Source organism: Bartonella raoultii, from assembly GCF_019659805.1.
GTDB lineage: Bacteria > Pseudomonadota > Alphaproteobacteria > Rhizobiales > Rhizobiaceae > Bartonella > Bartonella raoultii.
In genome coordinates this window covers 18959-33055 of record NZ_JAIFRO010000003.1, presented here as the reverse complement: position 1 = coordinate 33055, position 14097 = coordinate 18959, and the positions used below count along the sequence as shown (strand labels likewise).

The following is a 14097-nucleotide window of genomic DNA, read 5'->3' as shown; positions in this document are numbered from 1 at the left end:
AATACATAAAAAAGGAAACACTTTTATAAAATGAGAAACATAAATATACTCTTTTTATTTATTCTTTCGAATCTTGATTTTTTTGTTTAAGATTCAAAGTGTAAATAAAGCAACCTCTACATATAAGACTTATCCCCAAAACTCTTTGATAAAGTACTAGAAAAAATGAAACGTGCAGGGTAAATTTCCTTATGCCTCCAAACTCCATTGCTCCTCTTTTTAATTCTATTCGGACCCTTTCTGGGATAACACCGAAAATATACAGCTTACTAGCAAAAGTCTTAAACATCAATTCAAGTCAACGTGAACCAACCCTTATTGATCTTCTTCAATTAATGCCTCATTCCGTTATAGACCGCAGAATGTGTCTTAGCATCACATCAGCACAAGAAGGAAACACTGTAACACTCGAACTTGTTGTTGACCAACATCAACCTCCTCCAGTAGGCCGTCGTAGAACTCCCTATCGTGTTATCGCACATGACCACACAGGAAAAATAAATTTAGTCTTTTTTCATACACAACGTTTTTGGTTACAAAAACAACTCCCAGAAGGAAGAAAAGTTATCGTTTCAGGAAAACTAGAGCGATTTAATGGACAACTTTCCATGGTCCATCCTGATCATATCGTCGCAAATGACCAATCAAATCAAATTCCCTTAATTGAACCCATTTACCCTTCTACCGCAGGATTATCAGCAAAAACACTAAGACGTGCTATACAAAATGCTCTCGATTATATTCCTCTCTTACCTGAATGGATAGAAGAAAATATTAAAAAACAGCAAAACTTTTCTTCTTTTTCCGTTGCACTACGCCGTATACATACCCCCATTGATCCCAATGATGTCTCTCTAGAAAGTACAGCACGAAAACGTCTTGCCTATGATGAATTGCTTGCTTGTCAATTGGCTCTTGGCTTAGTACGTTTAAAAACAAAATCTCTTGTTGGAGCTTCTCGACCATTAACAGGAACTTATACTAAACAACTGCTGAAAAATCTTCCCTTTCAACTTACAAAAGGGCAAACGAAAGCAATAAGTGACATTAGCAATGACCTTGCTTCATCAGAACCTATGCTAAGGCTTCTGCAAGGTGATGTTGGAGCAGGAAAAACTGTTGTTGCACTAATGGCAATGACACAAATTGCTGAAAATTCAGGACAATCAGCTTTAATGTCTCCAACAGAAGTTTTGGCTCGGCAACATTTTGCAACAATTGCACCTCTTGCCGAAAAGATTGGATTACAAACAGTTCTTTTAACGGGACGAGAAAAAGGCAAAGTACGCACAAATATTTTAAATGCCATTCACTCAGGCCAAGTGTCTTTTATTATTGGAACCCACGCACTCATACAAGAGAGCGTTTCTTATCATAATCTTTCTTTAGCCATTATAGATGAACAACATCGTTTTGGTGTACATCAACGTCTTGCTCTTACAGCAAAAGGACATAAACCTGATATGCTGGTAATGACTGCTACCCCAATTCCGCGCACTCTCGTCTTAACAGCTTTTGGAGATATGGATGTCTCTCAACTCACAGAAAAACCAGTGGGACGACAACCTATTACAACAGCAACACTCTCTTTGAAACGTATTCATGAACTCATAGAGCGAATTGCAATCGCATTAGAAAAAGGAGAAAAAATTTATTGGATTTGTCCTTTAGTTGAAGAATCAACAACTCTTGAACTCACATCCATTGAAAATCGCTTTGCTATTCTCAAAAAACAATTTGGAACACGCGTTGGTATGATCCATGGCAAAATGTCTACAGTTGAAAAAGACGCAGCTATGACATCTTTTAAATGCGGAAATATACAGATTTTAGTTGCAACGACAGTCATTGAAGTAGGAGTAGATATTCCAGATGCTTCCATTATCATCATAGAACACGCGGAACATTTTGGCCTTTCACAGCTCCATCAATTGCGTGGACGTGTTGGTCGAGGAGAAAAAAAATCTTCCTGTATTCTGCTTTACAAGGATCCTCTAACAAAAATGGCAGCAAAACGCCTTAATATTATACGCAATACAGAAGACGGTTTTAAAATCGCTGAAGAAGATTGGCGCCTGCGAGGGGAAGGAGAGCTTTTAGGCACAAAACAATCTGGCATGCCTGAGTTCCACATAGCAAATCTTGCTGTACATAATGATCTTTTATCAATAGCAAGAAGAGATGCACGTTTATTCCTACAACGTGATCCGCATCTTTCTTCAGAACAAGGACAAGCTTTACGTTTACTACTTTATCTTTTCGGACGAGACGATGCTACACGTCTATTACGAGCAGGATGATAATAAAAAAGAAATGAAATAAAAAGCATTCGTTAGCTATTGCAAATACTTTATGATAACTTTTATCTTTTCATTAGAATTAACATAGAATAAAGTATAGATAGATTTATATAATTAATATAAGTAAAGTTGTTATAAATTACTTACGAAATAAATAAATATTAAAATTTTATTATAAAATATATGTATTATAAATGAATTAAAATGATTTTTTATAATAAAAATTAATATTTTAAATTATTATTCAGCTAAATTTTTATATGTACACAATATTACTTTTATTTAAGGTAAAAAGTACAATACTTTTCTATTGTTAATACTGATTTGTATTATCATATGATGCAGTTATATAAGCGAATTTACCATAAAGAAGATATTTATTTATAAAATATAGTTTTTTTCTTTCAAACATCTAATTCTCTAACCACTCTTCTTTGTCTCCTGTACTTCTTTTATTTTTCTATAAGATTTCTCTCTAATGCTGTTGATTTAGATCTTTATTTTCATTTTACAAAAACAAGTCTCTATTCAACAGTAACTGATTTTGCCAAGTTACGGGGTTGATCAACATCTGTTCCTAATAAAACTGCCGTATGATAAGCAATTAATTGAATAGGCAAAGCATAAATAATAGGCGCAATAAATTCTGGAACATCAGGTAAAGTTAGAGATGACAAAGTATTAAAACGCGCTACCTCTGCCCCTCTTTTATCAGTTATTAAAATAATACGGCCATTACGCGCTGCTACTTCCTGCATATTAGAAAAAGTCTTTTCAAACCATCGATCATAAGGTGCCACAACAATTACTGGTATTGTCTCATCCACCAACGCAATTGGCCCATGCTTCAATTCACCAGCCGCATACCCCTCAGCATGAATATAAGAAAGCTCTTTCAATTTCAGTGCTCCCTCTAAAGCGATTGGATAAGAAGTACCACGCCCAAGATAAAGGACCCCTTTTGCATGTACTAAATCACGACAAATATGAGCAATTTGATCATCAAGCTTTAAAACGTCATTTAAAATACGTGGAATTTCTGCTAATTGCTGAACAAAATGCTTTTCTTCCTTCTCTGAAAGAGTTCCACGTTGCTTTGCAGCACCAAGCGCAATCGCAGCAAGTGTTGCCAATTGGCAGGTAAAAGCTTTTGTTGAAGCCACACCAATTTCTGGTCCAGCAAGTATTGGAAGAATAAAATCCGCCTCTCTTGCCATTGTAGATTGTTCAACATTCACAATTGTTGCTGTTTTTACACCATGCTCACGACAATAACGTAAAGAAGCCAATGTATCGGCTGTTTCACCAGATTGAGAAACAAACATAGATAAAACATCAGAGCTTATAGGTGGTTCACGATACCGAAATTCCGAGGCAACATCATTATCAACACTTAAAGCAGCAAAACTTTCAAACCAATAACGAGCAACTAAAGTTGAATAATAAGCTGTTCCACAACTAGCAAAGAAAAGCCGATTAATATTTTTCCAGTCAATCCAATTTTCAAATGGACGAACAGTATAATTGCCAAGATCAAGATAATGCGCCAAATTATGAGAGATCACTTCCGGCTGTTCAAACATCTCCTTATGCATAAAATGACGATGATTACCTTTAGAAATCAATAAAGCTTCTTCCCAAAAATTTACAATAGAACGTTTTACCGGTTGATTATACGTATCATAAACAGTTACCCCTTCGCGTGTTAAAACAGCCCAATCTCCATCTTCCATATAACTAATACGGTCAACAAATGGAGCTAAAGCAATTGCATCCGATCCAACAAAAAATTCATCCTTTCCATAACCAATTGCTAGTGGTGGACCAGAGCGGGCAGCAATCATAAGATTATCTTCACCTTCAAAAATAAGAACAATAGCGAAGGCACCCTGCAACCTCTTCCAACTTGTGCGCATTGCTTCCTGGGGAGAAAGTCCACTTTTTAATGCGCGCGTAATTAAATGTGCAATAACTTCTGTATCCGTTTCTGTTTCAAAGATATAACCATCTTGTATGAGTTCTTTTTGTAATTCTACAAAATTTTCAATAATACCATTATGAACAATTGCAAGCTTTTCAGTTATATGAGGATGTGCATTCCGCTCCACAGCAATTCCATGAGTAGCCCAACGTGTATGGCCAATCCCTAAATTTCCCTGCAGAGGAGCTTTTTTTAATTTTTCTTCTAAGTGAATGAGCTTACCTTCAGCACGCGTACGACAAAGATGTCCATTATATACTGTCGCGATACCAGATGAATCATACCCTCTATACTCAAGACGCTTTAAACCATCAATCAAAGAAGGAACAACACATTTCTTTCCAAGAATTCCTATAATTCCACACATTTAAAAGCTCCCACTCACATCCCAAATTTCAAAAATTCCATAAGATAATCCAATATCTTTTATTCAAAAATTTTAAAGTATAAAATAAATTAAATATGGAGCATGACAACCTTTAAGAAAATAAACCTCCTACGCAATCGATTGATTATCATAAAGCATAGAAAAGACCTAAAGTGATCATTTTTTTTGTTTATTTTCTGATAAGCGCGCACGCAACTTTATTGCATAATCTTCTTTTATTACTTGTCGTGCACGCCCAAAAACCATACTATTTATAGGAACATTTTTCGTGATAACACTTCCTGAAGCAATATAAGCGCCCTCCCCTATCTCCAATGGAGAAACAAGTGCTGAGTTAGATCCAATAAAGGCATTATTACCAATCGTTGTTTTATATTTGTGAAATCCATCATAATTGCAAGTAATAGTCCCTGCTCCAATATTGGTATATGCACCAATTTCAGCATCACCGATATAACTTAAATGATTAATTTTTGAAGCCTCTCCTACCTTAGCTTTCTTAACTTCACAAAAATTTCCAATTTTTACTGATCTTGCCAACTCTGTCCCAGGGCGCAAACGTGCATAAGGACCAATCTGCGCATCCATACCAACCACTGCTCCTTCTAAATAACTAAATGCATGAATAATCGCACCAGACTGCACTTTTACTCCCAATCCAAAATAAACATTTGGCTCAATTAATACCCCTGGCTCAATCTCTGTATCATAAGAAAAATAAACAGTTTCCGGTTGAAGAATTCTAACACCAGATAACATAAAATCACGTGCTTTACGCTTTTGCCATAAAGAATCAGCCTCAAAAAGCTCAAGACAAGTATTAATCCCTACAACATTATCAAAAGGCACCTCAACGATTCGAATATCTAATCCTTCCTGCGATGCAATAAAAACAATATCTGTTAAGTAATATTCCTGTTTTGAATTATTATTACCAATCTTTTCTAAAAGAGAGAGCGCATACTTCCCATTAAGAGCCAATATTCCACCATTACAGAAAGAAATCTTTTTTTCTTCATCACAAGCATCTTTTTCTTCCACAATTGCAATTAGCTTACCATTCTTCTCAAGAAGACGCCCATAACCTGTAGGGTCTAGAGCATGAAAGCCAGAAACAACAACATCCGCTCCATCAGCAAGTTGCGCCCGAATTTTTAACAATGAATCCTTCTCAATTAAAGGAGTATCACCAAAAACAATAAGAACATCATCAACCTCTTTTTGTAAAGCTAAACGAGCAGACAAAGCAGCATGAGCGGTCCCTAAACGTTCTTTTTGTTCAAAAATCATTGCTCCTTTTGCAAAAGATTGAACAATTTCTATAATATTTTCCGCGCCAAACCCCACAACAACTGCTAATTGAGAAGTATCTATCAATTCTATTTGTCTTATGACATGACATATAAGGGGTAATCCAGCAATTTTATGAAGTACTTTAGGAAGAGACGACTTCATACGCGTCCCTTCACCCGCTGCAAGAATAATAGAAAGACAATTTCTAACCATAAAAACACATAAAATTAATGAGAAAATCCAAAAAAGTTTGTAATACGATGCCAACCAATACCTTCAACATCACTCAATAAAGGATATTTTTCTAAAAGCCAAAATGATAAACTCTGCATAGTCCCTGTTAAAAATAAGAGACCTGTAAGAACGAGAAAAATACCAATAATTTTTTCAACTTTTCCTAAATGAATACGAAAAGCTCCTAAGAATCTCATAAAATGACTCGAAAATAAGGCTGCTAAAACAAAAGGTACACCAAGACCTAAAGCATAAATACCTAAAAGGAATGCTCCCTCACCCACAGTTTCTTTTGTTCCGGCAAGAGTTATGACAGGTCCTAAAATTGGACCAATACACGGTGTCCAGCCAAATGCAAAAGCTAAGCCAATAATATACGCTCCCAAAGGACCAGTAGGCGCTTTGTGCGTTTGAAAACGCGCTTCACGAAATAAAAAAGCAATCTTAAAAAGACCCAAAAAATTTAAACCAAAAATAATAATAATAATCCCAGCAGCAAGGGCTAACCAATCACGATAATAACCAATAAACCTACCAATTGTACTTGCACTCGCACCTAAAATAACAAAAATAGTTGTAAAACCAAGAACAAAAGCAAATACAGAAAATAAAAGTGCTCGCTGTACAAATACCTTCTCATGACGGTTTTCTGAACGAAAATCATCAATACTAATACCTGCCATGTAGCACAAATAAGGTGGAACTAACGGCAAAACACACGGTGATAAAAAAGATAACGCACCGGCAAAAAATACACTTACTGTTGAAACTTCTACAGCCAAAACCCTTTATCCATTACATTTTACAGTTCATAAACAAACTTTCAATCTATTTCTTCATCAATTTGTTGCATATTTTGTGTATTTGCTACCACACTAATATCTTCATCATGACCAGAAACAACTGAAAACACTTTTTGATAAATTTTATCTTTATTTTTAGCAATTGCAATATACTCCCCCTCCGCTAACACAAGCGAAACGTAAGAACCAACCGTTTCATAAACAATATCACCAGAATCATTTGTGATAGACCAACTTGTATCAGCAAGCGCTTCACCTCCTTCTTGCCGTACCAGCTTTAATATGATTTGGGCTGCTTGATGTTCAAGGGTAATTTCAGTGATTTTACCTGCCTCTACTTGAATATCCGAACGAACAGTCGCATTAATAGAACCATAATGGGAAGCAACATGATAGCGTCCTGTATTCAAACGTATCATAGACTGAGGCTTAACATTTGATAAAATTACACCAGTCTCATCATTTTCCTTCTCATCTTCATAGATAGTAAAACGTAATTCTTTTTCATCAATTTTACCATTTAGCAGTGTAGAATTTAAAATAACAACACCCGCATTAAGATTAAAATTTTTAATAAGACTCTGCCCATTTTCTAAACTAACATGACGCACTGCACTGGCATGGCCAAATGAAACATGAACAAGATAACTTCCTGGTTCTAAATCAAAATGTGCACTCCCCCCTTCATAAATTGCAACTAACGGTAATTTATTATCAATCCCTAGGATAGGCGCATAAACCCGCCAGACAAGCCCCTTCACGATATTTTCACTACTATTTGTTAACCGAGCATGCAATATGAGCTGAGATTTAGAAATGATGTCTTCTTCTTTTTCACGATTTTGAGACTTTAAAATAAAACTTTTTAATTGTCCTTGTTGATGATCTTGCCCCCTCTCTTCTTCAGCAAAAGCACAGTAACTCCAAATCAACAAAGTAAGCAACGCTCCTAAACATAAATATCGGCGCAATATTTTTATAAGAATGCCCATTCCCCTATTGTTGATCAAAGTCATATTTTTTGCAATAAACAATATCACTAAAGTCACCATTCTAAATTGAAAAACTCACACCACACCCACATGCTGAAACAGCATTGGGATTATGAATTTGGAAAGATTGCCCCATAAGATCATCCACAAAATCGATTTCAGCCCCTTTCATGAAGGGAAGTGATAGTGAATCAATCAAAACAGTTGCTCCATCTTTTTGAAGAACGAGATCATCTTCACACGTTTCAGAAACCAAATCATATTTATAAGAAAAACCTGAACATCCACCACCTTCTACAGAAATACGTAATCCTATTTTATCAGGTTCATTTAAAAGTATCTGCGCAATCCGCTTAGCAGCAACATCTGAAATATTTACACACATTTTATATATCCTTGCATTTAACCATCAAGAAAGAGTATTTAAAATAAAAAATCAAAGAGAAGTTTATAATCATACGGCAATCTAACTTTAGGATGAGAATGGACCGCTTGCAATGGATATAAGCAATATCAACTTCAATTACCAATCTCGAGCAATCTATAGTAGTAACCCGCAAACTAGCCGTGGTAGATTATTCTATGAACCTATCAACATCACACGCTCACCTTTCCAACGAGATAGAGACCGTATTATCCATTCTAATGCATTTCGACGCCTTAAACATAAAACCCAAGTTTTTATTGCAGATGAAAATGATCATTACCGTACACGATTGACTCATTCGATAGAAGTTTCTCAGATTGCACGAACATTAGCCCGTACGCTCTGCCTAGACGAAGATCTTGCTGAAGCCATTGCCCTTGTGCATGATTTTGGTCATACACCTTTTGGCCATGCAGGAGAAGAAGCCCTTAATGAAGCAATGGCCCATTATGGCGGTTTTGATCATAACGTACAAGCACTACGCATTGTTACGCATCTAGAACAGCGCTATGCAAATTTTGATGGACTAAACCTTACATGGGAGACACTCGAAGGACTTGTGAAACATAACGGCCCCCTTTTAGGTCCTTACACAAATAATAAAGATATTCCTATCGATATTTTACAATATAATACAAAGCAGGATCTTCAACTCGATTGCTTTGCTGGATTAGAAGCACAATGCGCCGCTATTGCTGATGATATTGCTTATAATGCACATGATATTGATGATGGATTACATGCGCATTTTTTGACACTTGATCAGTTTCAAGAAGTGTCTCTGACTGCAACATTATTAAAAGAAATACAAAAGGAGCATCCACATCTCGACCAAAATCGGCTTGGCTACGAGCTGGTACGCAGACAAATCACAACAATGGTGAATGATGTGATCGAACAGTCACAAAAAAACTTGGCACAACTCAAACCAACAAGTATAAACGATATTTACCAAGCAAAACAAACCATCATCACCTTTTCCCCTACAATGACCCTCCACGAAAAAGAACTAAAAGACTTTCTATATAAAAATCTTTATTACCATGATCAAATTCTCAATCGCCGTAATACAGCAAAATGCATTGTACAAAAATTATTTGACTGTTATTATAATAATCCAAATAAAATGCCTGAAAGTTGGCACAACAAAATAGCACACCGAACACATCAAGAGTTAGCACGTCTCATTGCTGATTTTTTATCGGGTATGACCGATCACTATGCTCTCCGTGAATATCAACGTTTATTTGACCACACAGATAATTTCATTTAATTGTTTTTGAATACGTAATGGAAAATAAATATGAATGTCTTTAAAAAGATTGAAAAAAAAATAAAAGATTCAATTGAATTATCTGATATAAAAGGAAAAAATGGAGAAGAGCTAGATTTATCAAAAATCACTGTCGATCCTCCGCGCGATTCTTCACATGGCCATGTATCAACCAATGCTGCTATGGTTCTTGCAAAGTCTATCGGGCTTAGTCCACGTATACTTGCAGAAAAAATTATCGAACTGCTCAAAAATATTTCCTCTATTGAAAGTATTAATGTTGCCGGCCCTGGATTTATCAACATCAAACTTACCAAATCTTTTTGGCAAGATATAATAAAATCTATACTTGAAACAGGAACATCTTACGGTCGTGTTCCCATAGGACAAGGAAAACGCATCAATGTTGAGTATGTATCAGCAAACCCTACAGGACCAATGCATGTAGGACATTGTCGAGGTGCTGTTGTTGGAGATGTTCTTTCCAATTTACTACAATTTGTTGGTTATAACATTACAAAAGAATATTACATTAATGATGCTGGTAAACAAATTGAAGTGCTCGCACACTCTGTCCTTTTACGTTATCGTGAAGCTCTTGGAGAAAACATCAATGAAATTCCAGAAGGGCTCTATCCTGGTGAATATCTGATCCCTTTGGGACAATCACTTGCCCAAAAATTTGATGACCAATTACTCACTATGGATAAAGAAGAGGCTTTATCTATAGTGAAAGAACACGCAATTTGTGCCATGATGGCAATGATTAAAGAAGATTTGGCTACTCTTAATATTTATCATGATATCTTTTTCTCTGAACGAATGCTTTATGCAGATAATGCGCGCGCTATTCGTAATACAATCAATGATCTCACGTTAAATGGTTATATCTATAAAGGAAAACTTCCTCCCCCAAAGGGAAAAGACATAGAAGATTGGGAGCCTAGTGAACAAACTTTATTTCGTTCTACAGATGTTGGAGATGATCAAGACCGTGTTTTGGTTAAATCTGATGGCTCGTACACTTATTTTGCCGCTGATGTCGCATATTTTCGTGATAAATTTAATCGTCATTTTGATGAAATGATTTATATTTTAGGTGCGGATCATGCAGGTTATGTAAAGCGGTTAGAAGCAATGGCAAAAGCAGTTTCTGGTGATAAAGCCAAATTGAGCGTTTTTTTATGTCAATTGGTAAAGCTCTTTCGCGATGGACAACCTGTACGTATGTCAAAAAGAGCAGGATCATTTGTCACTTTACGAGATGTTGTAGAAGAAGTCGGCCGTGATCCAGTGCGTTTTATGATGTTATACCGTAAATGTGAAGCACCTCTTGATTTTGATTTTGCAAAAGTAACAGAACAATCAAAGGATAATCCTATCTTTTATGTCCAATATGCACATGCACGTTGTCACTCTGTTTTTCGACAAGCGCAAGAAAGTCTGTATATCAAAAATCTTTCAAATGATGCAATGATTGCGCACCTTAACCGTCTAACAGACGATCATGAAATATTCTTAATACGCAAACTTTCCGAATATCCACGTATTATTGAACAAGCTGTCGTTCATAAAGAACCACATCGATTAGCTTTTTATCTTTATGACCTTGCTTCCAACTTTCATAGCCATTGGAATAAAGGAAATGATAATCTCCATTTACGCTTTATTCAACCTGATGATAAGGATCTTTCTTTTGCTAGATTAGGACTCATACAGGCTATTATAAATATTTTATCATCAGGGCTTACAATTATTGGAGTTGAAGCGCCAATAGAAATGCGTTGAAAAAATTCTATAAATACGTAAAATAAGTACTTTATTGATAAACTTTTTTGTATATCCTGTTATAGGAGGGGGAAAATTTGTAATCTTAAATTATAAAAAATCAAATTTAACCATTTATTATATTGCACCTAGATGCAAACCATCATGTGAGAGAAGCTATGAGCGATAACGATCGCAAAAATCCGCACGAAACAAAACAAGATCATGAGCACCATGATCCCTTGGCGAGACTTAGGCAAATTTTTAATCCAAACATACAAAGCAAAAAACAAAATGATCAATCAATATCTCAATCTTCTAAGCCTTCATTTCATGACGATGATTTTGATTTATCCTTTTTAGAAGCAGAGTTTGAAAATAATTTAACAAATAACACATCAAGTGATGCTCAAAAAAAACAAGAAGACTTACGCGTAACCAGCGGCGTACAAACTGCAGATGCCACGCCAACTACTATTTTTGATCCTTCAGAACAAAATAATGTTTTATCTGAAGAGGATACTTCTGCACTTATCGCGCACGATGAAGAGCAAATTTTAGATGCGCTCTCTCCACTCCCTATTCAAAAACGTCAAACAGCACAAAAGGCAACAACGAATAATCCTGATTCCTTTTTTGAAAAAAGTGATTTTAATCCACAGTTAGAAAATTTCTTTTTTGATGAATCTGATAGACAAATCAACGATAAATTACAAACAGAAGCTACTGAAAAAAATAACTATTTTTCACAAACAGCCACCCACAAATCGCATACTCCAGATAGGCAACAAAATCATGATCGGAATCAAAATACCTATGAGTCTCCCATAAATCATCCTTATAAAGTTTCCGCTGATCAAGAAAATTGGATTGAAGAATATTATAGTGATATCTCAAATCCTTCTACGGAAACAGAGACTTTTTTTTCATCTTCTCATCCTGCTTCAAAGGAAAAAAGTACAACAGAAAATGAAACAACAAGTACCTTTCCTTCATCTTTAGATTCAACGCAAGCTAATAAAACATCTGATTTAGCAAACTTTGCACATGAAAGCTATACGACTGATTATCCTCAGTTTTATGAAAAAAACACTTTAGAAGAAAAAAAATATGCTGCAAAATATCATAAAGAAGTTGCCTCTAATCAACATAATTTAAATAAGAAGCCCTCCGCATCAGAGCCTCTACATACAGGACAAGAGAAGCATTCTGTTTCCCATAATTATACCCAAAGAGATTCTTCTCCTCCCAATATTGATACTTATCAATTTGCGGAAGAAACGGTAGAAAAAACAGGACCAATCATGGTTCCAGAAATCCCGTATGAAGCTCCCGAATATGCTGTATCAACGGATGGTTTAAAAGAAGAATTTGCAGATGTACTCAATGTAGGGAGTACTCACATGGAAAGTTTTTCGCAGCAACACCAGCATAATGAAACTTTCAATGAAATCTTTCATCAAACTACACATTCCCCAAAAGACGAAGTCTATATAAATTCCCACGAGCAGAGTGCTAACTATTCTCCCTCTGCTAATATGGAATATGATACCTCTTCTTTTACTGAAAATTCGCCATACAGAACCACAGAAAAAATACCTTCTCATTCATCAGTCATATCGAACTTAAAAAATTTTATTTTTGGTAGTTTTTTCGCTAAAATCGTCGTTTTTCTTATCTTAATAGCTATTGGTTTTGTTGGGTATTCTCATTTTTTTATGTCATCACAAAAAAATGGAGATACGCTCATTATCCACGCTGACAATACACCTTTTAAATTTAAACAAGAGAAAACTGAAGCCGAAAATGATATTACAAGTAATTTAGATATTTATAATCAAGAAATTGAACAAAATGAAAAACAAGATAATACACAACAATCTCTTATCGATAACTCTGAACAACCAGAAGATTTAGAAACATTAGATCAGCAGGGATCAACAAGAATTTCCTCCTCTTCCCTTGATGAATCTGATGTTGAACATGCGGTAACAGAAGCTATCAATCACACTATTCCAACACAGGAAGTACAGACCGTCGTTGTAAACCAAGATGGTACGATTGTACTCTCTCCGCATCATACAGAAAGAAAACCTACTAATGAACCTGAAGAAATAGTTGATCAAGCAAGTAGAGGTCAAACTCAAAATTCTTCTTCAATTTCTTCTCAGTCTTCTGATAAAAATAATAGTAAAACTGAAGACAATATTACGAATAATATTGATAAAATAATCGCTGAAAATACTTCTAATTCTGATATTGAGGAAAAAACAAAGCTTTCATTTATACCTGTTCCATCCTATGCAAAAAAGAATTCAGAGCTACAAACACATGTTGATACACGCTCACTTCCACAAAGCAGCGAAACAAGCGTACAAAATTCAGAATATTATTATGTACAGCTGGCATCACAACCAACACATGCGCTCGCTACAGATACTTTGAAACATATGAAGTCTAGATTTGGATTTCTTATTGGTACGCGCCCTGTAAACATTCAGTCTGCTTTTATAGCTGGCAAGGGAACCTATTACCGTGTGCGTATTCAAACACAAAACCGCAACGAAGCCATAATACTTTGTCAGGATATCAAAAGCTCTGGGGGGAGCTGTTTCATAACACGTTAAATAAATAATGCA

Annotated in this window: 9 protein-coding genes; 4 read left to right on the top strand and 5 right to left on the bottom strand. The window is 35.6% G+C overall.

All coding sequences use genetic code 11. The features are described 5' to 3' along the window. The first annotated feature begins 191 nt into the window (after positions 1–191). The gene (recG, locus tag K3248_RS02860; protein ID WP_220716860.1) at positions 192–2300 is read left to right on the top strand and encodes an ATP-dependent DNA helicase RecG; all 2109 of its coding nucleotides are present in this window, start codon (positions 192–194) and stop codon (positions 2298–2300) included. Between the two features lie 524 nt (positions 2301–2824). Here the strand turns inward: recG and glmS are convergent. From glmS to K3248_RS02835, 5 genes are all read right to left on the bottom strand, one after another. Then, positions 2825–4648 carry a glutamine--fructose-6-phosphate transaminase (isomerizing) gene (glmS, locus tag K3248_RS02855; RefSeq protein WP_220716859.1) on the bottom strand — a complete coding sequence of 608 codons (1824 nt, stop codon included), beginning with the start codon at positions 4646–4648 and terminating at the stop codon, positions 2825–2827. 177 nt (positions 4649–4825) lie between these two features. Beyond that, a complete protein-coding gene (glmU, locus tag K3248_RS02850) occupies positions 4826–6175 on the bottom strand; it encodes a bifunctional UDP-N-acetylglucosamine diphosphorylase/glucosamine-1-phosphate N-acetyltransferase GlmU (protein WP_220716858.1) in 1350 nt (449 codons plus the stop codon). A 14-nt stretch (positions 6176–6189) separates the two neighbouring features. Further along, on the bottom strand, positions 6190–6978 hold the full coding sequence (locus K3248_RS02845) for a cytochrome c biogenesis CcdA family protein (RefSeq protein ID WP_220716857.1): 789 nt from the start codon (positions 6976–6978) through the stop codon (positions 6190–6192). 41 nt (positions 6979–7019) lie between these two features. Then, entirely contained in the window at positions 7020–8051 is a 1032-nt protein-coding gene (locus K3248_RS02840; protein WP_220716856.1) for an RgsD C-terminal domain-containing protein, read from the bottom strand. Between the two features lies 1 nt (position 8052). After that, positions 8053–8376, bottom strand: coding sequence for a HesB/IscA family protein (locus K3248_RS02835; RefSeq protein ID WP_220716855.1), 324 nt, complete (start codon positions 8374–8376; stop codon positions 8053–8055). Between the two features lie 112 nt (positions 8377–8488). Here K3248_RS02835 and K3248_RS02830 point away from each other — a divergent pair, with 112 nt between their 5' ends. The 3 genes from K3248_RS02830 to K3248_RS02820 all read left to right on the top strand — a co-directional run bounded on the left by K3248_RS02830 (position 8489) and on the right by K3248_RS02820 (position 14085). Further along, complete coding sequence (locus tag K3248_RS02830; RefSeq protein ID WP_220716854.1) at positions 8489–9691, top strand: deoxyguanosinetriphosphate triphosphohydrolase; 1203 nt, start codon at positions 8489–8491, stop codon at positions 9689–9691. A 30-nt stretch (positions 9692–9721) separates the two neighbouring features. Further along, the gene (gene argS / locus K3248_RS02825; RefSeq protein ID WP_220716853.1) at positions 9722–11479 is read left to right on the top strand and encodes an arginine--tRNA ligase; all 1758 of its coding nucleotides are present in this window, start codon (positions 9722–9724) and stop codon (positions 11477–11479) included. A gap of 158 nt (positions 11480–11637) precedes the next feature. Continuing rightward, positions 11638–14085 (top strand): SPOR domain-containing protein, encoded by a 2448-nt coding sequence (locus K3248_RS02820; RefSeq protein WP_220716852.1) that lies wholly within the window; start codon positions 11638–11640, stop codon positions 14083–14085. Positions 14086–14097: the final 12 nt, after the last annotated feature.